General features: G+C 52.4%; 20 protein-coding genes. 1 reads left to right on the forward strand and 19 read right to left on the reverse strand.

Annotated features, from left to right (window positions below):
- Window positions 1-25 precede the first annotated feature (25 nt).
- Window positions 26-1,219, reverse strand: a complete 1,194-nt coding sequence (dpaL, locus tag ACX1CU_RS14385) for a diaminopropionate ammonia-lyase (protein WP_459398975.1) — start codon at window positions 1,217-1,219, stop codon at window positions 26-28.
- A gap of 75 nt (window positions 1,220-1,294) precedes the next feature.
- Window positions 1,295-2,482: a knotted carbamoyltransferase YgeW gene (ygeW, locus tag ACX1CU_RS14390; protein ID WP_459398976.1), complete on the reverse strand. Its 1,188-nt coding sequence runs from the start codon at window positions 2,480-2,482 to the stop codon at window positions 1,295-1,297.
- Window positions 2,483-2,911: 429 nt separating this feature from the next.
- Here ygeW and ACX1CU_RS14395 point away from each other — a divergent pair, with 429 nt between their 5' ends.
- Entirely contained in the window at window positions 2,912-4,690 is a 1,779-nt protein-coding gene (locus tag ACX1CU_RS14395; RefSeq protein WP_459402816.1) for a sigma 54-interacting transcriptional regulator, read from the forward strand.
- A 117-nt stretch (window positions 4,691-4,807) separates the two neighbouring features.
- On the opposite strand, the gene ACX1CU_RS14400 is transcribed toward ACX1CU_RS14395, so the two are convergent.
- From ACX1CU_RS14400 to flhB, 17 genes are all read right to left on the reverse strand, one after another.
- Window positions 4,808-5,290, reverse strand: coding sequence for a hypothetical protein (locus ACX1CU_RS14400; protein ID WP_459398977.1), 483 nt, complete (start codon window positions 5,288-5,290; stop codon window positions 4,808-4,810).
- A 5-nt stretch (window positions 5,291-5,295) separates the two neighbouring features.
- A complete protein-coding gene (locus ACX1CU_RS14405; protein WP_459398978.1) occupies window positions 5,296-6,054 on the reverse strand; it encodes a winged helix-turn-helix domain-containing protein in 759 nt (252 codons plus the stop codon).
- 444 nt (window positions 6,055-6,498) lie between these two features.
- Complete coding sequence (locus ACX1CU_RS14410) at window positions 6,499-7,149, reverse strand: response regulator (protein WP_459398979.1); 651 nt, start codon at window positions 7,147-7,149, stop codon at window positions 6,499-6,501.
- Between the two features lie 13 nt (window positions 7,150-7,162).
- Window positions 7,163-10,375 (reverse strand): hybrid sensor histidine kinase/response regulator, encoded by a 3,213-nt coding sequence (locus ACX1CU_RS14415; protein WP_459398980.1) that lies wholly within the window; start codon window positions 10,373-10,375, stop codon window positions 7,163-7,165.
- Between the two features lie 179 nt (window positions 10,376-10,554).
- The gene (locus tag ACX1CU_RS14420) at window positions 10,555-11,049 is read right to left on the reverse strand and encodes a winged helix-turn-helix domain-containing protein (protein ID WP_459398981.1); all 495 of its coding nucleotides are present in this window, start codon (window positions 11,047-11,049) and stop codon (window positions 10,555-10,557) included.
- Between the two features lie 97 nt (window positions 11,050-11,146).
- Entirely contained in the window at window positions 11,147-11,704 is a 558-nt protein-coding gene (locus ACX1CU_RS14425; protein ID WP_459398982.1) for a LuxR C-terminal-related transcriptional regulator, read from the reverse strand.
- Between the two features lie 25 nt (window positions 11,705-11,729).
- Complete coding sequence (locus ACX1CU_RS14430) at window positions 11,730-12,857, reverse strand: adhesin (protein WP_459398983.1); 1,128 nt, start codon at window positions 12,855-12,857, stop codon at window positions 11,730-11,732.
- Between the two features lie 10 nt (window positions 12,858-12,867).
- Window positions 12,868-15,453 carry a fimbria/pilus outer membrane usher protein gene (locus ACX1CU_RS14435; RefSeq protein ID WP_459398984.1) on the reverse strand — a complete coding sequence of 862 codons (2,586 nt, stop codon included), beginning with the start codon at window positions 15,451-15,453 and terminating at the stop codon, window positions 12,868-12,870.
- A gap of 43 nt (window positions 15,454-15,496) precedes the next feature.
- Window positions 15,497-16,237: a fimbrial biogenesis chaperone gene (locus tag ACX1CU_RS14440; protein ID WP_459398985.1), complete on the reverse strand. Its 741-nt coding sequence runs from the start codon at window positions 16,235-16,237 to the stop codon at window positions 15,497-15,499.
- A 14-nt stretch (window positions 16,238-16,251) separates the two neighbouring features.
- Window positions 16,252-16,947, reverse strand: a complete 696-nt coding sequence (locus ACX1CU_RS14445) for a fimbrial biogenesis chaperone (protein ID WP_459398986.1) — start codon at window positions 16,945-16,947, stop codon at window positions 16,252-16,254.
- 7 nt (window positions 16,948-16,954) lie between these two features.
- Entirely contained in the window at window positions 16,955-17,509 is a 555-nt protein-coding gene (locus ACX1CU_RS14450; protein ID WP_459398987.1) for a fimbrial protein, read from the reverse strand.
- On the reverse strand, window positions 17,484-18,200 hold the full coding sequence (locus ACX1CU_RS14455; RefSeq protein ID WP_459398988.1) for a fimbrial biogenesis chaperone: 717 nt from the start codon (window positions 18,198-18,200) through the stop codon (window positions 17,484-17,486). Before ACX1CU_RS14455 ends, ACX1CU_RS14450 begins: the two co-directional genes overlap by 26 nt.
- 56 nt (window positions 18,201-18,256) lie before the next feature.
- Window positions 18,257-18,808: a fimbrial protein gene (locus ACX1CU_RS14460; protein ID WP_459398989.1), complete on the reverse strand. Its 552-nt coding sequence runs from the start codon at window positions 18,806-18,808 to the stop codon at window positions 18,257-18,259.
- Window positions 18,809-19,570: 762 nt separating this feature from the next.
- Window positions 19,571-20,362: an acyl-ACP--UDP-N-acetylglucosamine O-acyltransferase gene (gene lpxA / locus ACX1CU_RS14465; protein ID WP_459398990.1), complete on the reverse strand. Its 792-nt coding sequence runs from the start codon at window positions 20,360-20,362 to the stop codon at window positions 19,571-19,573.
- Between the two features lie 311 nt (window positions 20,363-20,673).
- Window positions 20,674-21,078 (reverse strand): flagellar protein FlhE, encoded by a 405-nt coding sequence (locus tag ACX1CU_RS14470; RefSeq protein WP_459398991.1) that lies wholly within the window; start codon window positions 21,076-21,078, stop codon window positions 20,674-20,676.
- Window positions 21,075-23,156 (reverse strand): flagellar biosynthesis protein FlhA, encoded by a 2,082-nt coding sequence (gene flhA / locus ACX1CU_RS14475; RefSeq protein WP_459402817.1) that lies wholly within the window; start codon window positions 23,154-23,156, stop codon window positions 21,075-21,077. Before flhA ends, ACX1CU_RS14470 begins: the two co-directional genes overlap by 4 nt.
- Complete coding sequence (gene flhB, locus ACX1CU_RS14480; RefSeq protein WP_459398992.1) at window positions 23,156-24,292, reverse strand: flagellar biosynthesis protein FlhB; 1,137 nt, start codon at window positions 24,290-24,292, stop codon at window positions 23,156-23,158. Before flhB ends, flhA begins: the two co-directional genes overlap by 1 nt.
- Between the last annotated feature and the right edge of the window lie 23 nt (window positions 24,293-24,315).

Genomic DNA, 24,315 nt, shown 5'->3' on the forward strand with positions numbered 1-24,315 from the left:
TCCAATCTTTTGACGATGGGTATTTTCAGACGGAATATTTCCCTTCCCATACCACTTCGCGATAATGCTTAACGTCGGTATCGCCTTCCGAACTGATCAGCAGCACCACCGACTGACTATTCAAGCCAAGTTTTTCCATCAGTTGTGCCCGTTGCGGGTGGTAATGCACCGCAGCCAGCACGCCGAGCCCGACCGCCCCAGACTCGCCGGAAATAATGCGCGGATCGTTACCCAGCGGATTACCGAGCACCCGCATGCCCAATGCCGCTACGCTGTCCTGACAGGAAATAAACTGTGTGGCGCAATTACGCAGCAACGGCCAACCCAGTGGGTTTGGTTCGCCGCAGGCCAGGCCCGCCATAATGGTGGCCATATCGCCGCCCACGTTGACGATTTCGCCTTTCTTGCCGGAGCGATAAACACAGTCCGCCAGTTCGGGTTCCACGATCGCCGAATGCAGTTGGCTGGCACCAAACACCTCGGCCAAGTAGCCCAGCACCCCGCCCGCCATCGCCCCCACTCCCGCCTGCAGCAGCACATGAGTTGGGCGTGCAATCTGCATCTGCTGCATCTGTTCTACCGCTTCATCCGCCAGCGTGGCGTAGCCTTGCATAATCCAGGTCGGGATCTTGGTGTAGCCTTCCCAGGCGGTGTCCTGCACTACTTCCCAGCCGCGCTCCTGCGCCGTTTTCATGGTCAGACGCACGGTATCGTCGTAGTTCATGTCGGTGACGATGCACTCGGCACCCAGATTAAGGATGTGGTCCACCCGCTCCTGCGCCGAGCCTTTGGGCATATAGACCACCGCATGCTGCCCCAACTGCTGCGCCGCCCAGGCAACACCCCGGCCATGGTTGCCGTCGGTGGTGGTGGCGAAGGTCATTTTCCCGCTCAGCGTGGATTTAAATTTTTCGAAGGAAAACGCATTAATATCGATCTGATATTTTTCGCACAGTAACCGGGCGATGGCATAAGCGCCGCCGAGCATTTTGAAGGCATTTAAGCCAAAGCGTTTGGACTCGTCTTTAACCAGGATTTTCTTTACGCCAAACAGGTGTGCGAGATCGTCCAGCGCACATAATGGCGTTGGCTGATAGCCCGTAATTTTTTGATGAAACGCCCGTGCTTTGCGCGCTTCTGCCTGAGAGAATAGCGGCGAGGTTTCGCCGTTAAAATAACGGTTATCCTCAATCTCCACTTTCAATGAAAAAACCGACATTGCTGTTACCTCCTCGGGTCGCATTAACCTTTCACTGCGCGGGAACACCAAAAGATATTCCCGGCCAGAGAAGGTTTATTTAATGCGTCTTTCTGCTTCTTGCAGTAATTGCTCCAACGTCAGACCTGGGTTGGAGAATTTGCGCGCCATAATCATGGCGGCGATGATATAAGGCTTCCAACTGGCTTCCTTATAGGTGGCAATACGGTATTTCTCGAACACGCTGGCGCTGACTTCGCCTTCGCTGCACGACACGTCGGTAATATCCGCTGGCAGGCAATGCATATACAGCGCCTCGCCGCCCTTAGTCAGCTTCATCATCTCTTCGGTGCAGTGCCAATTCTTGTAATGGGCGTTCTGCGCCAGGCACTGCTGCTCCAAGGCTTTCAGACCGGCGTGATCGTTGGCACGCAGCAGATCGGTGCGTTGCTCCATCACTTTGTACGGTGCCCAGGACTTCGGATAAACGATGTCCGCGCCCTGGAAAGCCTCGGCCATGGAGGTCACCTGCTGGAAACTGCCGCCGGAAGCCGCCGCGTTGTTTTTCGCTACTTCAATCACATCCGGAATCAGGTCGTAACCTTCCGGGTGTGCCAAGGTGACTTTCATACCAAAACGCGTCATCAGGCCGATAATGCCCTGCGGCACCGACAGCGGTTTGCCGTAGCTTGGAGAATAGGCCCAGGTCATGGCGATCTTTTTACCTTTCAGCTTGTCCAGGCTGCCAAAGTGCTCCTGCAACCAGGCCAGATCGGCCATCGCCTGCGTTGGGTGATCGATATCGCATTGCAGGTTAACCAGCGCTGGCCGCTGCGGCAGCACCCCTTTCTGGAAGCCTTCATCCAGCGCCGCGCCGACTTCGCGCATGTAGGCATTACCCGCCCCCAGGAACATGTCGTCGCGAATGCCGATGGCATCGGCGCAGAATGAAATCATATTCGCCGTTTCACGCACCGTTTCCCCATGGGCGATCTGCGATTTGCCTTCGTCCAGATCCTGCTGAGCCAAACCCAGCAGGTTCAACGCCGATGCGTAAGAAAAACGGGTGCGGGTGGAATTATCGCGGAAAATAGAGATCCCTAAGCCACTGTTGAAAACCTTGGTCGCGATATTTTCTGAGCGCATGGTTTTCAGCGCTTCAGCCAATTTAAGCACCAGTTCCAGCTCTTCGCGGCTCTGTTCCCAAGTCAGTAAAAAGTCCTTTTGGTGTAAATTGGACTTTAACGCTTTTATGTCCTTAATTAACTGATTAACTGTTCTCATCTTTGCCCCTAAATAACCGACGTTTAACCTCAGAATGAACAACACGCATTTTCAGCGCCTGTTATCAGGCAATCAATAAGCATGCCAAGAGGCAAAAAACCTTGGATATGGGGCACGAAACACCTAGACAATATGATGCCGATCACATAATTATCAGTTTTCAGCGAGGTTAATTGGGGCTTTTCAGAAAACCCTCTCGTATAAAACCATAACGCCAGTACCCCATAGCAGGCTATTTATAATTATCAGCCGCTATCGCAACCCAAAATGATAGAAATTACCGACAATTATCATTTTGATAATAAAATGTGAGCTTAACGGCACAATCTATTTCAGCTGAAGGATTAGATTGATGGTAATCAAATTACCGCAGGCATTAATGTATTATCGTTTCTTTTTTCGATGATGAAAAAAGAGAGACTCGTCATGATAGCATCGGCAAATACCCAGTCTGCACTGATGCAGATCCAGCCGACAATTTTGCGCTTTACCAAAATGCTCTCCAGCGTGTTGCTGTTAGAGGTAGAGATTGTCGACGCCAATCTGGTGCGAGTGGCGGGAACCGGCCCCTATGGCAAAAACTTTGGCAGAAAGCTCGGCAGCAACTCCGGGCTGCTGAAGCATGTTATTGACACACAACAAGAAAAAATAGTCACCCACTCACGTTTCGATCCGGTGTGTGACGGGTGCAGCAGCAAAGAAGAGTGCCAGGAGAAGGCGTTTCTTGGTATTCCGATCCTGTTCCAGCATACCTGCATCGGCGTGATCAGCCTGGTGGCCTTCAATTTAGAGCAACAGCAGAGATTACGCGATAATCTGCAAGAGTTCTCCGATTATGTGCGGAATATATCCAACGTTTTCGTTTCCAATTTATTAGAGACGCAGAGCAACAACGGTGGGCTAAATAAAGTGCTGTTCAGCCTGATTGAAAATATGGATCAGGGCGTATTAATTCTCAACGAAAGAAATCAGGTTAAATTCGCCAACGCCATGGCCTTGAAAGAGTTTAATTTACCGCAAGAAGAGATAATCGGCAAAACCTTTAATATTCACGCTCTGACCTTCCATCAGAATTACACCAGCGGGCATTTACAGCATATTATCTCCTTCGATGATCGCCAGGAGATCATGATTGGTCAGTTGCACCAGATTCAGGATCATCAACTATTTTTAATGGCTTTTCACCAGTCACACTCATCATTTAACACCCCTGTGAGCCATGAAGATCCGCGTATTGAGCATCTGGCTGGGGAAAGCAAACCCATGCGTTTGCTAAAGAAGCTGATTACCCGCATCGCTCCCAGCCCTTCCAGCGTATTAGTGGTGGGGGAAAGCGGCACCGGCAAAGAGGTGGTGGCGCGTGCCATACACCGGCTGAGCAACCGCAGCGATAAGCCTTTTATCGCCATTAACTGTGCGGCGATCCCGGATCAACTGCTGGAAAGTGAACTCTTTGGCTACCTGAAAGGCGCATTTACCGGGGCTTCGGCCAATGGCAAGGTGGGGCTTATTCAGGCCGCCAATCAGGGCACGCTATTCTTGGATGAAATTGGTGATATGCCCTTAATGTTGCAGGCAAAGTTACTGCGCACGGTGGAGTCACGCGAGGTGCTGCCGATTGGCTCCAGCAAGCCGATCCCGGTAGATATCCGCATTATTTCCGCCACTAACCAAAACCTGGAGCAATACATCGCCGAAGGGAAGTTCCGTGAGGATCTCTATTATCGCCTGAACGTGATTCCCCTCTCGCTACCGCCGCTGCGTGAACGCGAGGGAGATATTGAACTGTTGGTCCACTATTTCCTCAGTTTGCATACCAAAAGAATCGGCATTATTTACCCTGGGATTTCAGCGGAAGTGCTCAAAATATTGCGCCAGTACCGCTGGCCGGGCAACGTGCGTGAACTGAGTAATTTAATCGAGTATCTGGTTAACGTGGTACCCAGCGGTGAAATTATTGATACCTATCTGCTGCCACCCAATTTAACCCGTGGTCAGTATCTGCATCAGCCACCAGCCGCTGCGGTAAGCAAAGCCACAGAGATCTGCGCCAACCAGGATACGCTGGGGTTGGAGAATATGGAAAAAATGATGATTGAGGAAGCGCTCAGCCATCACACCAACAAGAAGTTGGTGGCAGAAAAATTAGGCATTGGCATCGCGACCTTGTATCGCAAAATAAAGAAGTACGAACTGTCATCAAATTGACTGAGGCAGCACGCAGCAGCGGCAACTTGATGACTTTGAAAACCACGCTGAGCTCCGCCCGTTTACCGGGCGAAAGTTCAGCGGGCAAATCGTTCATTAAGGATTACCGCCTACCGGTTAATTTCTTTTGCTATAGCAGACGACTACCGGGAAGATCATCTCACTGAGTTCATACCCCCCATGACCAACCGAGGTAATGGACATATAGAAATCTTTTTTATTGCCGAACATGATGTCATTAAACAGCTCATTTGATACACCGTTGGCGATGGCGTAATCCTCTTCTTTTACTCTTTTAAAATAATAATAATCACCCCGTGACTCACGGCTATGGTTAAAGTAAACCTTGCGATTGACATTAAAATCCACCCCATCCTTGGTTATTACACCGTTTACATCAAGAATCGCCATACTGTTACTGGTTAACAGCAGTGATACATTAGCCTCTATCTGGCTATTATTTTTTGAATTCTCAAAGTGGATCTCTGTATTACATTTAAAAAACCGTTCTTGAGCTCTCATCATGATAATATAGGCTAAAATCAGCACAGATAATAAGAGAAGAACTGCAAGAGAGTAAATCCATTTTTTATTCTTCATACTGACTAAACCATTCGGATGCTATAGCAATAAGAGTAATATCCATCACCGCCATTGCGGCACAAAGAAAACATTTTAAACTCATTCTTCCTTTGCTCTTTGCCACTGAGATAGAAGAACACATCATAATTGTCATTATCACAATCTATATCATTATTCTTTATGGTATCAATAACGATTGAGATGATCTTTTTCTTCTTGTTTTCAGGTACCTCCTGTAACGTTCTCAACTCACACTGCTTGTAGGTATAAATCTTTTCAGCACTAGGTTCTAATAGTAAGTGATATATTTCTTTGCCATAGAGTGAAGATATAAATAAGAATGAGAACACCAGTGACGTTGCTATGATTTTTTTATTGAACGCTAACTTGAACTTTCGGTGTTTATCAACCTCAGTGCTGCTCACAACATCCCTGACCTCGCCCACACTTTCACCTAAAATATCAACACGATAGTTTTTATTGAGGATAAATCCTTTTTTGGGTAATGTTTTAATCAGATCATCCAGCCCAGCGAGTTCCTCCAGGTGCTTTCTCAGTAGGCTAATATGATTATTAAGATTGTTATTTGATGCTTTTAAACCATGATCTGACCACACCGCGCTTAACAAATGCTCTCGAGTCACCCCAGAGCTATGCGTCAAAATCTCTGAAAGCAACCGTACTGCAATAGTGCTCATCTCTAATTTTGTATCATTTCTTACAGGCGATAATGTGCTCTCTTCCGTGTCGAATATCAGCTCTTCATTGATTATGTACTTCATTTTTTCACCTATGAATTCATCAGGCGTAATAGCATTGGGGAGCTAGCTTAAAAAATATCTTTCGGTTGAATCAGGCAATTTATAAAAATGGCCATCATGCAAGATCTATTTGCGAAAACATAATCCACCAGAAATTTCTTTTAATCAAGGTTTCAACCATCAAGCATAAACTGAAATTTAGATAAAAAAACAACTAAAAACATAAAAAATATTATATAAAAAATAATAAAAGATAGTTATTCAAAATGACCGTGGAGAAACCAGTATCGATAAATTAAAAAAGCTACTCACACCCTGTAAGCTGGAATTTAAATCTATTTATTTTTATAAAAGCGGATGAATCAGCTAAAAAGTAACGGGTGGATTAAAAAAACCGCAAGATCCGGGTGCGGATATCGCTACGGCTTACTTGCTGAAAGCCAAGCAGGGCTCCACCGCTGGCCATCAGTCAAAAATATGGTTGCCGACGCAGAAGCGGATCAGTTCCTGATTACTTTCTACGTTCAACTTGCGCATTGCCGAGTTCTTTTGCAGGCTCACGGTTTTAGCACTGCGATTAAGCCGCTCGGCAATATGCCCAATAGACTCCCCTTCCACAAAATAGCGCAGCACTTCAAACTCTCTGGGAGACAGGCTATTGATACGCTGCTGTAGAAATACCTCGAGTTCATCACGGCGGCCGGTACTCTGGAATGAAGGAGGATAATAGCGCGTGTCAGCACGCAGGGCGCGCAATGCGGATTGCACCTCACTGAGCGGATCCTGCTTGAACACCACGCCTGCCACACCGGCGTCGTAAAGTGCGGACACGATCATCGGATTGGAGATCATCGTTAGAACCAACAACTTTACCTGTGGGAAGGTGCGAATCAGAAAATCGACGAAGCGTAAGCCATCTTTATGCACTTCGTCGTTAGGCATGTTGTAGTCGGTAATGATCACATCCAGCGGATTGGCTTTGGCGTAACTCACCAGCTCTGAGGTGGTAGAAAAGGTCGCTACTACCTCAATATTGGGGCCATGTTCCAGAAAATCTTTCAGCCCAGCCAATACCACCTGATGATCGTCCACCAGCACTACGCGTAGTTTTTCCACGGTGTTACCCCTTTCATGTCGTTGATTCGATGCTGGCCAGCAACTGGCGGATCTCAACCATAATAACGGCTAAACTGGCTTTCCCTTGTTCGTCCAAACCATGCGTCTGCATATGTATCTCAAGCGTTTCCATGCTGGCCGCCAACTCGCGGCGCTGCGCCAGAACTAACGCGCCACGCATGCGATGCAAGGCGTTTTCAGCCCTGTCGGCCTCCCCTTGAGCGATACTCTGCTCCAATTGGTTCAGATCATCCGCCATGCTTTTGAGGAAAATATCGCGGTGCTTATCGAGCACATTAGGCTCAAGCTGTTCAAAATGGTCATTAGCCTCACTTTCAGGCGGCAATTGGTCAGCTGGCATAAACTTACGCAAAATATCCACCAGCGTTCGCAGCTCGATCGGTTTCACCAGCCAGGCATTCATGCCTGCCTCAACGCAGCGCCGTTCCTCATCCAACATAGCATTGGCCGTAACGCCAATAATCGGGGCTGTGACCCCCTCATTGCGCAGGCTGCGAGCAAGCTCATAGCCATTCAGGTAAGGCATGTTCACGTCGGTCAGCACCAGATCATGTGGCGCAATATCCCACAGCGCCAGCGCCTCTTCACCATCGTCCGCCAGCGTAACCTCACAGCCCAACAGTTCGAGCTGCCCCTGTAGTGTGATCTGATTGAGTGGATTATCCTCGGCAACCAGAACGCGGGCCTTAAACTGTGGTAACACCGCTTCGCGCCGTTCGTTGAGCGGCTGCCCGTGCAGCAGGCGATCGATACCAAAGCCGATGCTGCTCAGGCTGTAAGCATCAATATCAGAATAATTCACCGCCTCACCCGATAAGGAAATCGCCAAGCTGCGCCCTTGCCACTCGATAGGAGCACTTTGCCGATGCGCTTGCACGTCCAGCAGAACATCTTGCTCATGGTTTGACGGGGTTGGTGTGGTAAGCGGTGAGGATTCAGCCCCCCAACGCCGCAGCCAGGCGCAGAGATTCTCGGTCAGCTCAGGATGCGGAGTGCGTACCCATAGGGTGCTACCTTGCAGTTGCGGTTCCGCCACATCGCTAGCTTCGGCTACCGCAAGCGTCAGCATCAGATAAAATTGGCTGCCCCGCTGCGGCTCGCTACGGAGCTGAATTTCTGTGCCCATCAGGCCAGCCAGCCGCTTGCAGATAGACAGCCCCAAACCTGCGCCCCCCAAGGTGCCGCGGCTGGCGTCGGCCAGATAAAACGGGGTGAACAGTTTTTCCTGCTGTGCTCTGCTGATGCCGATCCCGCTGTCACACACTTCCAGCCGCAGTCGGCTTTCTGCCGCGGAGCCTGCAATCTGGCTGAGCCGCACGATCACCTGGCCAGACTCGGTAAATTTAATCGCATTGCTGATGAGATTGCTCAGAATCTGCCGGATGCGCGCCGGATCGCCAACAACCCACCAGGGCACCTCGGTGCTGACCACCGAGAACAACAGCAAACCTTTGCGATAAGCCATGGCAGCAAAGGTGCCGGTCACACTCTGTACCAGTTCACGCGGATTAAATTCCACCGTCTCCAGTTGCAGTTGACCAGCTTCGATCTTGCTGATGTCCAGAATGTCGCTAATTAGCTGTAGCAGCATTTGTGAAGCATCGTCGATCCGCCCCACATACTGGCGCTGCTGGCGATCCAACTGAGTCATGGACAACAGTTCCAAAGTGCCAAGTGCACCATACAGCGGCGTGCGGATTTCGTGGCTCATCGTCGCCAGGAAAGTGGATTTGGCCGCGCTGGCCTCGTCTGCCGCTGACTTGGCGCGCGCGAGTTGGCGCTCTATTTCCGCATGGGCGCTGACGTCTGCAAAAACGCACAGGATCACATCACGCTGCATATAACGCGTTGGCGCATAGGCAACGTACAGGGTTCTTCCCCCCGCCACCGCCAGCTGTTCGATGGCCCCGGCCTGCCGCGCGAGCAACACCTGGCTCAGCAATTTGGTGGTAGCAGCGCCGGGCGGTAAGCGTTGGCCGGTGGTGGCCCCCAGCCAATCCAGCGCCAGTGAATTACCGAATACCAGATGACCATCAGCACGGGCAATCAGGCAGACTGCTGCCGGTGCCGTCTGTATCAAGGTTCGATTAAACGCCTCACTTTCCAGCAGTTCACGCTGGGCTTCTTGTGCCGGAGCAATCACCCGGCGGTTGTACCAGCGCGAATATGCCAGCCCACCGCATACGCTGCCCAGCAACAGCAGTAACACGCCGAGCGGTAACCACAGATTATCCTGGAAGAAACTGGCATAGCTCACATAGTAGTAACCCGTCCACTTACCGTTCTGTTCCACGATCTTGAACACCACCCCGGTCAGGGTGTAGTGCAAACCCTGCTGCTCGATATCCGGGGCCTGCCCCTGCCCCATCAGCAAGCCATGATCCTGGTGGCTCAGCCACACTTGATCGAAGCGCTGTAACCAGAATGCGTGCTTCGGCCCCGGGTTGACGCTTTGCTCCAATACCCCGAAACGCGAACGGCTGAGTAAGGTGGCGGCGTAAATGCAGGTGGTCGGGCGCTTGCGTGTCCCTTTCCAGATACTGGAAGGGAACCCGGCCGGAATCAGCCCGATCATTTGATTCGGCAAAGCCGTTTCCCGAAACCAGATAACATCCCCACCGCCAGGTTTATCGCTGCTCTGTGGCTGGCAGTCGTTCATGGCAGCACTGTGCAAACGCTCACGCACGGCGTCCGTCACCGCCCGGTAGGTTCGCATATTGATAGGTTCATAACCCGAACCTATGTTGACCGCCGGCACGCTGACGCTGATACCACTACCCTCATTGACAAAGAATACGGCGGCGGCAGGAAAGTAGGACGATGCCCAGAATGAGGAGTAAAAGTCGGCGAGATAGCTGCCCAACGAAAACAGCATGCCGGGTGCTTTGGGGCAATCGGCTTGTTTTTCACAGAATAGCGAGAACGGCATGGTGACGGCGGATTCCCGCCCTTTAAATAACCTGCCGCCCCACTCTGCAGAGGTAGCGACCTCCTGAAAGCTGTTGATCCGTGGAATGGGCAGATAAGAGAGTTGTCCGTTTTGGCCGCGTAGCTGGCGCAGGAAAACCTCTTGTTCATGGACATAGCCCACCAGCGTTGAGAAATCGAGGGTGAATCGAGCACGCTCCTGGCTGATGATGCGCTGAGTGCCCCAATAAAGGCCTGCGGCCAGAACCACAGCCAGTGCGATTAGGCCGAACAGCACCTTGTTTTGCCTACGCGATGTGTGCGTGATCCTGCTAAAGGGGGTTTCCTGCATGGGGTTAGGCCACCTATCAAAGGAGTCATCGGGCTCAATCTCTCCCCCTGATAATAATTCATCAGGTTCAACATTGCTTCAATCTCGCATCATTTACTCATCACCTTACGCCCGTGGTGCAAGCCTCAACACAGGCCAAAAATCGCGTAGTGATCGCGAGCCACAACATAGCCTAGCAGCGAAGTCAGAATGATAACCATGATCGAGAGTAACCACAGCACAACAGGATAGGTCTCTGCCTGGTCGTCTTTTGCCAACGTCACTCGAGGTGTCTTCGGTGCCCCGTCGTCAACGGTGTGAATCATGTATCTCTTATTAACCATAAACCCTTTTTTGGGCAGCGTAATGATCAGGTCGTCAAAATCAATAATGCCGGAAATACTCTTCCTCAATAGGCTGATATGGTTATTGAGATTGTTATTCGACGGCCGTAAACCATGATTCGACCATACGGCATCCAACAGGTATTCGCGCTCGACCCCCGCAATATTCTCGAGCATTGCCACAAACAGGCGAGCCGAGATCGCCCCGATCTCTACGCGTTCCTCTGGAGATTCTTTTAAAAATAGCGTTTTTTCCTCGCTATCAAATACTAACTTTGCATCAATGATATACTTCATATTATTCTAAGCTTGCAAAAATAGGAATGATAAACCCCAAGCCAAACACAGCATGCTGGTTACGAGGGTTAAATGAGTAGCAGATATAAAAATATATTCACTCTTCGCAGTTTGAGTTAGCAATTAGCCAACATCTAAAATCTCCTTTATGTTTAAAGTTGAATTTTGTCATAGCTTTTACCTTGTGCGCACTCACCGTTTTTTGATTGATCCCCAATAAGCGCCCAATTTGAACATTAGTGTAACCATTGGAATAGTAGGCCAGCACCGTCTTTTCTCGCTGGGTTAAAACCATGGTCGATTCGACGTAAGGCCGAACCGCAGGAGGCGAATACGCTGCATCAATCTGGCTGAGAATAGCGCTGGCCGAATGGTGCCGCTGGATACTCTCCATTTTCTCGTCACAATTTTCACGCATCGCCCCAGAGTCTGATTGAATCATAAATACCGTATCCGCATTTATCGTTGCTTTAACGTATCGATACTGCGCCAGTTTTTCAGTGCAAACAAAGGCCATAAAATAGTGGGTATTAGGATTGATGGCCTCATTAAATTCAACGCTAATCGCTTTTTCTTTAAAATAGTCAGATAATAAAAATCTCAGTCCTACCGTGAAATACTTGTCATTATCCGCCATGAGTATTTTTACTTTCATTGAGTAAACTCCTGTATTCAATAACTCAGTTAAATGTCACTAACATTTCGGCAGAGGCATTCACGTTACCGGTCGGCAAATCACTGCCCCCTGAGCACAAACGCCAGGTGATCTGGTTGGTGGTATTCTGGGTGGCTTGCGCACTGGTGATATTGCCCACTTTGAGTTGGGTATTATCAAATGGCACGCCGCTGGTGCCAGAGCAGTTCCCACTGCCGGTGACTCCGCCGCTGATTTCGCCGGTAATATAACCACCGCCCTGGCTGAGGGCTAAACGGCTCGACGTGCCCGCATACAAACCGGTTAACGCTCTGAATTGCACATTGATATTGGCATTAATCCCCACGCTGCTGTCTTGCGAACATTGGGTGGTCAACGCATTGGTCTGTGAACCCAGCTCAGCACCGCTCTGGAGATTTTTAGCTACGGCCCCAAAATCAATCTGCACAGGCGTATTTACCGTGCACTCCAGGGTCGAAATACGTAACGTGGTATTTCTTGAAAAAATCGGAATGAAACTTTTGTAACCATTCCCTGACGTGTTGAAGTTCACATTATATAAGGCAATATTGTCCCGACTGGTTTGCGTCCCGTCGGCCACCATCACCCAGGTACCCGTCGCGGTCGCATTGATATAAGTGTTCGCCTTATAAAAGTTAGCAATGCTGGACATTCTTGGCGCTAAACACCAAGCCCCGCCCATCAGTGGATTGGTGATCGCCACACCGCTTGATGTCTTCCCTTGCGTGCTCGGCAACCCGATCGTCCCGCTCAGTGTTTCGGTAGTGCCATTAGCCAGTACATAATCCGCCGTGACGGTTGCCCTGGGAATGATGCCAACGCCGGGTGCTATCTTGAACGCTTTATACCCGGCAATCATCGTCAGCGAGCTATCCTGTACACATTGAGAACTCGACAAGTTAGTTGGCATAATATAGGCCACGCTATCGTAGGGGAATAAATCCGGGTTAGGGAAACTGGGCGTGGTCGTGGGGGTTCTATTTGTGGCACTAAACGGCTGCCCCTCCCAGACGATACCGCTGCCTTTGCCAATAGTAATAGTCTCCGCCACAGCGTATGGCGCAGCTAATAACGCCAGCAGGCTCATTTTATTGGCAACACGCCAGATGGTTTGATTGACTCTTTTCATCATCTCTTTCCTATTAACTGTTCTCACAGCGCGCCGTTAACTGGCGCACCGGGTTACCTGCCGAAGGCGCAGCGCTCTCGGCAAAGCTGAACGCTGCCCGGCATTGCTGGCTCGCTTCGTTGCCCCATTTCGCCGTCAGTCGGCCGGTTTCCGCGAGCCCGCTCAGGTATACCTGCCCTGCGTCACCGACAATGCCGGTGTTGTTCTCACCCGCCGCCCCGCCTTCCACCATTACCACCGTGCCAAACGGGATGCTGGTTTCACCGCGTTGTAACGTCACCAGCGCCTGATAACCGACGCGCGTATCAAACTTGGCCATCACCACCGCGCCTTTGGTTGGGTAGACGTTGCGGCTGGACTGCGTCATCTCCACGTTGTCCGGCAAGGTGGCCGGGTTCAGGCTGATGCTGTTGTTCTGGTAGTTCGACAGATAGGGCACCAGGGCATAGCCACGGCTATCGGTCCGTACGTTGCCGTTCATCACCGCCACATTGCCTGCGCTTGGCGCACTCACCACCGCCACCGAACTCCCCAGCATTTGCCCCAGCGTCACCCCCTCTGGATGCACCACTGCGCCACCGTTGGCACTGAGGTTAAGCGAGCGGTATGCGCCGCCGTAGCTATAGCCGAGGTTTGCCTGGCCTTTACTGCCCTGATAACCCGCGTTCAAGGTGCCGTTGTCACTGCTCTCACCGTTCGACCAACCCTGCATGGCGCTGTAAGACAGGCGTTCATCCATCGCGTTACCGCTGATCCCTGCCTGTTGCTGCACTTCGCCCTGATTGTTCTGGGTCATTTGATAGTTGGCATAGCTGCGGCTCACCGCCGGGCTTGAGCTGAACAGGCTGAAGGGAACCTGCATATTCAGCGACAATTGGCGGTTCTCAGGCCAACTGCCATCCCCTTTGATGCGGTCAATGCTGTAGGCCAGCCCATAACTCACGCCGCGATAACTGCCGTTGTAACCGGCTGAGACGGTGTTGTTCGCACGATCGTTGCCCCAGTAGTCGTTACGCGCGGCGGACAGATACAGTGCCCCCCATGAGCCTAACTGCTGGTTAACCCGGATCTGAAAATTAGAGCGCTGGCGCTCCAACGACCACGGCATCTGCCCGTCATTCAGTTGATAACCCTGGTTGTTAAAATCCGCAAAACTGTAGTAATTGCGGGTGGAATAGCGGTAAGCGGTGAGATCCACCGAGGTTCCGGTACTCAACAGGCTTTTGGCATAGCGCACCCGATAAGATGCCCCCTGCTGCCGGCTATCCTGCCCAGCTAACTGGGTGCTGGAGGTGGTCACATCCGCTGATAAAGCCCCCCATTCCCCCAGCGAAACACCGGTCCCGGCCACCAGCGAGGCATAGTCTTGCGCCATCAGCCCCCCGCCATACAGGGTGATGTCATGGGGCAAGCCATACATAAAGGTGCCCAAACCAAAGCTCGCTTCCCGCGACTCTTGTGTGATCCCGCCGTTGTAGCGCCCGGTGGTGAACTCATATTTGAGTGCGCCGGGGCGTTGCATCACCGGTAGCGAAGAGAACGCCAGCGTCTGCGTGCGCACTGTGCCGTCCGCTTCGGTAATGATCACCGTCAGATCGCCGCCCTGCCCGGTCTGATACAGATCGTCAATGCGAAACGGCCCAGGGGCGACATAGGTTTGATACACCACGTTGCCGTTCTGGCTGACGGTGATCCGGGCGTTAGTCTGGGCAATCCCCGAGATCACCGGTGCAAAGCCACGCAGGCTGCCTGGCAGCATCTCTTCGCTGGAATTCAGCTTGAGGCCACGGAAAGGGATGCTGTCAAACACCTCACTGCCGGTGCTGCTTTCCCCTGCCAGTACCTCTGAACGCCATGCGCGGATATCGCGCTGCAAATAGGTATTAGTAAAACGAGTGCTCTGCGTTGTGGGGGCAGATGAATCGCCGCCGATCTGGCTGCGTAAATAGGTCATGTCGCTGCGCAAGCGCCATGCCTGCCAGTTCAACCCGCCGCGCAGGCTGGCGAACAGGTTGGTCTGTTCGCTGCTGCCCATCCCGGCCTGAGCACTTTGCCTGCTGCGGCTGCCGCTCAGGCTGTAATTCATCACCAGAGCCGGTACGCCGTCGTCCCACAGCGCGGGATCAACCGAACCTCTGGCGTTCTGCTGCATCGCTATCTGCGGAATGCTGAGATCCAGGCGCAGTTGCGCCAAGTCAAAATGCACCTGAGCATCAGTAATCAGCGTTGCCAAATCATTGATTGGCTCCTGTTCCGGTAGCCCGTTAAAGTGGGGCAATGCCGTGGTATTCACCCCCAATTGGTGCAGAAACGCAGGCGTCAGTTCGGGCTGAACATCCCCATGGGCATTCTTTTTGAACACCAGGGTATGTTGCCCCTGATCGGCCTGATTCACCCACAGCGAGACCAGATAACGGCCCTCTGGCACCCGACCTGCGGTTTCATAAGAGCTCAGATCGGCGGTAACGGCCTGGTCTCCCGCCAAGGCCAGTAGTGCGGGATCAAAATAATCACGCGCCGAGGCAGGCAATGTGCCAACAAGGAATAAAGCGCCTGTCAGCACGGGGGAAATGGCTGAGTTATTAAGACGTCTCGTCATTATTATTTTGTCCACTTGATGTCCGTCCTTAATAACCAAAAAATTACAAAGCCTGTTGCTGAACGGGGGTATCCCACCCATCTTCATCGATTAATTGCCATGCCACGTTGCCATTGGCCCCCGTAGGTAATGCATAGCGTTGTTGCCCTTTAGGCGGCACCATCATGCGCAGTGCAGGTTTTTCCAGCTCCACATTGCCGACCTTCAACTGTGAAAAGGTGAGCCAATACGGCGTTGGGTTCTCGGCAATCAGCGTGTCACCCTCGCGGTGAAAACGCAGTTGAGAGGCCACATCCGCTACCGCGCGCTTGGCCAAGCTGGCCGGGCGATAGAACAGCTTCATGTTGCTGACCACGGTGAGCGCCATCTGGCCGGACGCTGCTGCTTCACCGGCCTCTTTTTTTGCTGGAATCGCCTTCATCGAGATGAAAAATACCGATTCCCGATCGGCTGGCAGCGGCTCACCGTTGCGCCGGATACGCAGCGTCAGTTCGCCGTTGGCCTCTAAACGCGCCAGGGGTGGCGTGACAATAAACGGCATCTTCTGTTGCCCGTTGTGGTTCAGATCGACATCCCCGGTGTTGAGGTCTACCGGCCGGATCCAGGACTGCATCAGGTACGGAGCCGCGCTCTTGTTATTCACGGTGAGCGTCACGCCTTTCTGGGCACTTTCGGGGTAAATCACCCGCAGCACATAAAAAGAGATGCCGGTTGATTCCGGTGCAGCGGCCAGTGCCGATAGGCTGCACAGGAGCAGCATCACGGCTTGAGTTAAACGTTTCATGGTGGTTGTTCCTGTTAGGCCGGCAGCACTTGCTGGCAGGGCGCAGACAATCCGCCGAAGTCATTAATAGCTTGCCAATGCACCTGCTTGACCGGCTGGCTTGCCGGGTAGGTCTCACTACTCAGCGGCGCAATCATTGCCGGCTGTGTCTCTAAATCCACGGCGCGTTGGTCAAACGCCAAAGTGCCGAATGAGAGAAAATAAGGCGTAGGGTTCTCAATACGTATCCCCTGCGCCGTTGGGGTCATTTTCAGTTGGCAACTGGCGTTCTCGGCAGCGAGCTTCAGCCCTGCCGGGCGATAGAACAGCTTGATGACAAACTGAAACCCCATGGATAAACGCGCCTGTTGCGCCGCAGGCTCTGATTGCGCGGGGATGGCCGACACCGCAAGATAAAACAGCGACTCACGGTCAGCAGGCAGCGCCGGATCCTGCTTAAGGATGCGCAGCAGTTGGTGACTCTCTGGCGCCAACTGAAACAGCGGTGGCGTCACCACAAAGGGGGCTGCGCGGGTATTGCTCAGGTCGGTCTGCACCCGGCTTTGAATCAGGTAATTTTTCGCCCCGCTATTTTTTACCGTGATGGTTTGAGCTTTATCCTCGGCGGAAAAAATCACGCGTGTCTGACTTAAGCTGATGCCGCCGCTCGCTGCTCCCGCAGAAAAAACCATCAGCAACAGCGTGGTAAGTAAACCCTGTGCGAACGTCATAACTCTTTCACCGATAAGCAAAAATAAACATTACGTTGGCCGCCAGCGTCCCCGGTTTCACCGTGGTGCAGCCGGTACTGCCACCACAGCTGACGCCAGCAAAAAACGGCAGTTCCAGATTGCTGGGGGCTTGCCCCACGCCTGCCAGCGGGAAAGAGTCGCCCGGTTTAACTTCCGTAGCGGCGTAGGTCGGCGAGGTGGCCCCCTGCACCAACATCACCCCGGCACCCGTTGCGGTTGAATCGCTACTACGAAATAGCCACTTGCCGTCTTGGGTGGCTCCTGCGCCGAGCACCGTAATCACGGGTTGTTGCGATCCACCAGCCACCCCGCTGCAATTGTCAGCCTTGAGGCTGAAAGGTTGCAGGTTAACCAGTGAGCCACTGCGTAAGCTGGCCTGCGGTACTGCACCCAGCGGCAGCACGCTTTTATTCAGGCTCAGCGAACAGGTGCCTTGCACAATCGATGCTGAAAAATTCAATGTCACCGCCTGCGCCGCCAGGCTACCTAGGCTGAGCGCGAGCAACAGCAGCGCTTTATGGCAGAGCCTGTTTAAATACATCGACACCCCCTTGATCGTTAATGGTCTGCCATTCAATGGTTCCGTTTCTCACCTGGGTGGCATAGGTATGAGAACCAAATGGCGCAATCATCAACGCAGCGGCGGAATCCAGTTTGAGAGCCTGTCCGCCAAATTTGATCCCGGCCAGGCTGACAAAATAGGGCGATGGGTTATTGACCTGTAGCCCGTCGTTCACCCGTGAAAATTGCAGGCCTTTCTGTGCCTCGGTAGAGGTTGATGGCAAGCCTTCTGGGCGATAAAACATCTTGATGATGTTGCCTACGCCAAACTGCACCGCAGCCTGTACGCCAGCGTTCGGCTGTTTTGCCGTTGGCGCTTGGCTCGCCGGAATGGCAGTGGCGTGAAAATAAAATACTGACTCACGATCTTTGGCTAATGACTCACCGTTCGCGGCAATGCGGATCTGATTCACGCTCTTGGGTTCCAAGCGGAAAATCGGCGGCGTCACCATAAAGGGCGCGGCTTCGCGGCTGTCTGGGCTCTTGCTGAGAGCAACCTGGACCAAGTACGGCATCACAGGCTGCGTATTGCGCACCGAGACGGAGATGCTGTCCGCCCCTTGCGGGTAGATCAGACGCGTGGCATTGATGCCAAAGCCATCAGCCATGACGGCTGAGGAACAAGACAGCAGCGCCATCGTCATGAGAGAAAACAGGTTTAGGCGCTTCATTGATCGGCTCCTGGTGGTTAAAAATAACAGGCAGCAGAGGCTGCCTGCATAGGGGCTTAGTTGTAGGAAAAACTAAACAGGATTGGCGCGTTGACCGCACCGATGTTGATGCCTGTGGTGGTGGTGGATGCCAAACCCGCCTGCAGGCTCAACGTCTTGGTATTAAAGTCGCTGGCTGATGGCGTTTCGCCTGCAGTTGCCACCAACAATTTCTGGCCGCTGGTGATATAGGTGGTTGGGGTTGCAACCTGATTCAACATGATGCCGGTATTGGTGCCGGTGGAGTTAAACAGGTTAGGGTTCCCACCCAGCGTCTGGCCGCTGATCACCAGATTGGCGGTATCTGCTGCTTGAGCAGGCACCTGGCAATTATTCAGGCCGACGGTGAAGGTTTTTTGGCTAGCAGGAATTGGCGTTGCCACACCGGTAAATTGGGTCGGTGCATAGTTGCCCAGATCCAGGTTATTGGTAGACAGAGAAACGTCACAGGTTGCAGCCACAACGTTAGCCGTTACGGTTAACTGGGCATTAGAAGCTGCTTGAACATTCCCGGCAGCCGCAATTAATAACAAGGCAGCAGGAGCCAAAGAGAAAATTACTTTACGCATGGTACTATTCCTTTATGTATAAATTTTGATGTTTAAATAAAACGTACATTTACTCTTAATACTTTCAGTATTCTCTTGAGAGAGAACTGAAAACATCAGTTTTTAGCCAAAGGGAAACCATAAAATGATTACCGCTCGGGCATTCATTAATTCGCAGTAGATTTAATGATATTGCGCATAATACAGAGTTAATTTTTCAATCAATCTGTACCGGGCTCAATGAGGAAGTATTATCCAAATTTATCGTCCATGTTATATAAGGATATCCTTAAAGTGTTTGCGTTGGTTTTCTAAGCAGGTAACGGATAACAACGGAGGCGTCGTGCTCTTCATGTTTAGCCCATATCTGAATCCCGCTAATATTCATTAATGCCGTGTCGTTGTCAATAACGGCAAATAGCGCAAAATAAAAACGTAACATAATGATTTTTATAACCATTTGCCCGGCAACAACCATCAACCGCCCAAGAAATCACCTTACTAGAGTTTTGCTCTTCACAACCATGAAAACATAGATTTTTAGTCCAAACCGGAGGTAATGGTTAGACTTATAGTTTGATTTTTGGTTTTTTTTAGGCTAGGAAGTGATGGAAAAAAGCAATTAGATAAATTTTAATAAAAATATAGAGCTCGATGTGATTTTTTATATCATTAACGTTTTCTACATTAACTTTATTAGGCAGTTCTGCATTTCTGATATGCCAACTAAGCCCTGTGCTGCCAAAGACAATTACGGCCAATGGCGGAGCACAGACTCAATCTTCAGCGAATAATGCCGCGCATTGAGCGTGAGAAGAAGCGGTTAAAAAAAGTGACTAAAGGATATTGAGTGGCTAAGCGCTCGGCCTCTTTTTTGGCCTCATCAATCGGTATTGCCAAGTGATAAATTCTGTCATACAGAGTACGGATCAGTTGTTGCTGGTGACTATCCGCCGCAAGAAAAGCTTCCGCTAATTGATTAAATCCGGTGGGTAAAGCATGGTTCCCGCTGGCGCAGACAAACGGCGGCACATCCTGCACCACACCGGACCGATCGGCAACCCGTGCATAAGCCCCCAAAATGCAGAACTGGTGGATGGCACACATGGCACCGATGTGTACCGCATCATCGAGTTCAACATGCCCAGCCAGGCCGCTGTTGCTGCCCATGAACGTGCCATTGCCAACCACGCAGTCGTGGCCAATATGAACGCTGTCCGAAATATGATTGTCATTGCCGATCGTAGTACGGCCCCTGCCTTGCAAGGTGCCACGGTGGATAGTGACTTTATCCCCGATCTGATTCCTGTCGCCGATCACCACCTCGGTGGCTTCACCCGCATATTTCAAATCCTGGTTCACTTCGCCGATCGACGAATAGCGCCCGATGCGATTATCGCGCCCGATGCGGGTCAGGCCATTAATCACCACATGCGAGGCAACTACCGTCCCCTCACCGATCTCAACACCGGCAGTAATCACACAAAAAGGGCCGATGCATACGTGTGCACCGATAATCACACCCGGTTCAATCACGCTGTTGCTGGCGATTCGGGCAGAGGAAGAAATTAACATCAAGTTATCCTGACGATGGCACGTGGTGTTTTGATCACGTGGACTCATCATCGGTTAATAATTAAGCCAACGTCTGGATTAATCAGAAAATAAAGGGGCAAATGAACGGCGTAAACAGCGCCGCTCGGAGTGTCTCTAGACGAGAAAAGACGGGAGCATGAGTACAACAAACACAGAGCATAAAGAATCTGCGGCAAAATAACGCTATCTTATATTTTTATTATTTTATGAACCTTTCAGATAAATCGCGTACCGTCGGCCTGATAAAGCCCTTTAGGGGAGGCGTAGATTACAGAACAATGCACAAGCTATCACTCATAATTTACAATGATCTGATTACCCATCACCCGCAGCGATGGATTTAGTGCCCCACGCGCCTGCACGTAATAGACAAAACGAAACTCACTGTCAGCCGGATCGCCTTTCAGCGCCTCACTGCGCCCGCTGCCTGTATCAAGAACGATACAGCGGGCGGCAGTGCATAGCTGCACCTGTAACCCGGCCGGTTCAGCAGAGAATAATTGATAACGCCAACTGACGCTGGTGATCCGGGCAGAGTCACCCGGCAAGGCGTTTAACGGGCGTAGCGGTTGCGACTCGGCACGCACTTGGCCGCGCTCCAACGCTACGCCGTCATTACTCGCTACCCAGGAACCGGACACCGCCTGTGTGGCTAAAGGCAGCAACAATAAAAAGGTGGCTAGGCAGGTTTTCATCCGGTAGCTCCAATCGTCGAGGTCATGCGGATTTGGCGATCGTCATTGATTTCCAGGTTCGACAACACCACCAATTGTGGCAAGCTGCGGAGCAGGAATCGCGCCAGCAGCGCACGCAACGCATGGTTCACTAACAGCACCGACGGTGCGCTGAGCATTTCCTGCCGCTGTTGGGCCTGCCGGGCCTGATCGAGCAGCCGATCCGCCAGCCCCGGCTCAAGGCCTCCGCCCCCTTGCAAGGCTTGCAACAATAAGCGCTCAAGCGGCGTATCCAGGCCGATAACCTGAATTTCACCGCTGCCAGGGAACCATTGCTGGGTAATGGCACGCCCCAGCGCAACGCGCACCACGCCGGTCAACTCATAAGGATCGCTCTGAATCGGCGCATGCTCCGCCAGCGTTTCGATAATGGTGCGCATATCGCGGATAGAAACCCGTTCGGCCAGCAGGTTCTGCAATACTTTATGCAAAATGGTCAGCGAGACCACGCCCGGTATGAAATCTTCGGTCAGTTTCGGCATTTCCTGCGTAACGCGATCCAATAACTGTTGGGTTTCCTGGCGGCCAAACAGCTCGCTGGCGAATTGACCAAGCAGATGATTGAGATGGGTAGCCACCACGGTGCTGGCTTCAACCACGGTAAAACCCTGGATTTGCGCCTGCTCCCGTAACGCGCTGTCGATCCACACCGCTGCCAGACCAAATGCCGGATCGACGGTGCTCTCCCCAGCCAGTTCCCCCAGCGCATTACCCGGATTGATCGCCAGCCAACGGCCCGGATGCGCTTCTCCGCTGCCGATTTCTACCCCTTTCATCAGAATACGGTAGCTGGCCGGGGGCAGTTCGAGGTTGTCACGGATGTGTACCACCGGCGGTAAATAACCCATTTCCTGCGCGAATTTCTTGCGGATCCCACGGATACGCCCCAACAGTTCACCGTTTTGCTGAAAATCCACCATCGGGATCAGGCGATAGCCCACTTCCATCCCCAACGGATCTTCTAACTGCACGTCGGACCAACTGGCCTCCACCGCCTGCGGGCTCTCTGGCGCTATCGCAGGAACTTTGATTGGCGGTGCTTGCTGCTCGCGCCCGCGTAGCCACCAGGCCAACGCCAGCAAGCCAGCGGTAAACAGCAGAAATACCAGGTTTGGCATGCCGGGCACCAGCCCCAGCAGCCCTAGCACCCCGGCGCTCAGCAGCATCACGCGCGGGTTATTGAACAGTTGGCCCACCATCTGTTCGCCAACGTCCTGATCGGTGGCAACACGGGTGACGATCACGCCCGCTGCGGTAGAAATCACCAGCGCCGGGATCTGCGCCACCAGACCGTCGCCAATGGTCAGCAAGGTATAGCTTTCCGCCGCCGCGCCCAAGGGCATGCCGTGCTGGATCACGCCAACCAGCAACCCACCGACCACGTTCAGCACCATGATCATCAGCCCTGCGACCGCGTCACCGCGCACAAACTTGCTGGCACCGTCCATCGAACCGTAGAAATCCGCTTCTTGCGTCACTTCAGTACGGCGCTTTTTGGCTTCGTCTTCGCCAATCAAACCCGCGTTGAGATCGGCGTCGATCGCCATCTGTTTGCCGGGCATCCCGTCAAGCACAAAGCGCGCGCCCACTTCAGCAATGCGCCCGGCGCCTTTGGTGATCACCATAAAGTTAATCAGCACCAGAATAATGAACACCACGATGCCGATGGCAAAGTTACCCCCGACCAGAAAGTGGCCGAACGCTTCAATCACTCGCCCCGCTGCCGCCGAACCGGTATGCCCTTCCAGCAGAATAATGCGCGTCGATGCCACGTTCAGCGACAGGCGCAACAGGGTGGAAAACAGCAGAATGGTCGGAAAAGCGGCGAACTCCAGCGTGCGCTGGGTAAACATCGCCACCAGCAACACCATGATCGACAGAGCAATATTGAAGGTAAACAGCAGGTCGAGGACAAACGCCGGTAATGGCAGCACCATCATCGACAAAATCATCAGGATCAGTATCGGGCCCGCCAGCACCTGCCAGTGCGTATCTTTAACATTGGCCGGTAAACGAAGCAGGGAGGCTAAATTCGCCATCATGGTGACTCTCTCAGGCCAAAATCCAGCACTTCCGGCACCGGTAGACGTTCAGGTTTTTTCGGCATCAGCCCACCCTCGCGCTGCCAGCGGCGTAGCTGGTAAACCCAGGCCAATACCTCGGCCACGGCGGCATACAGGGTGGCGGGGATCTGTTGCCCAATCTCGCTGTGGCGAAATAGCGCACGGGCCAATGGCGGTGCTTCCAGCAGCGGAATACGGTGTTGATGGCCCAGTTCGCGGATACGCAGGGCAATATCCCCCGCGCCTTTCGCCAATACTTTGGGGGCACTCATTTTTTTATCGTTGTACTGCAAAGCCACCGCGTAATGAGTTGGATTGGTGACGATCACATCGGCCTGCGGCACATCGGCCATCATGCGGCGGCGCGCCATCGCCCGCTGTTGCTGGCGAATGCGCCCTTTCACCTGCGGATCGCCCTCCTGCTGTTTGTGTTCGTCGCGGATCTCCTGTTTGCTCATCTTCAATTTCTTGAAGTGACTCCAGAGCTGATAAAAAACATCGAACGCCACCATCGGCACCAGCCCGAGCACGATCAGCATGCCGCACATGATCACCATCCGCAGCGCATTGCCCAGCGCCTCCAGCGGCGGTTGTGTTACCAGATGCAGCATCGCCGCCCAGTTGTGCCACAGATAAAGGCCAGCTACCCAGCCGACCAGCACGGCCTTCAAGATCGCTTTCAGTAATTCCGCCAACACCTGGGTAGAAAATAGGCGCTTAAACCCGGTAAGCGGGTTCATACGTTTCACATCAAACTTGACGCTGAAGGCTACCCCGCCCAATAACATCGGCGCGGCCAGTGCCACCAGCATCAATCCGGCCAGGATCGGCAGCAGTGCCCACAGCGCCTGACGCAACAACATGGCAAACTGATGCAACATCTGTTGATCGTTGCTGACCATGTTATGGTCAAAATGCAGCCCTTCGCTCAGCATATCTACCAGTTGTTGGGCGATATGGCTGCCTGAAATCCATAAAATGGACAGCCCGGCGATCAGCATCAGTATTGAGGTCAGTTCGCGCGAACGCGCAATCTGGCCCTCCTCACGGGCTTTCGCCAAGCGCTGAGGCGTGGGCGCCTCGCTTTTTTCCACATCACTGTCTTCAGCCAAGGAAGCGGTTCCTGTTGAGCGGA

Source organism: Serratia sp. D1N4, from assembly GCF_054552755.1.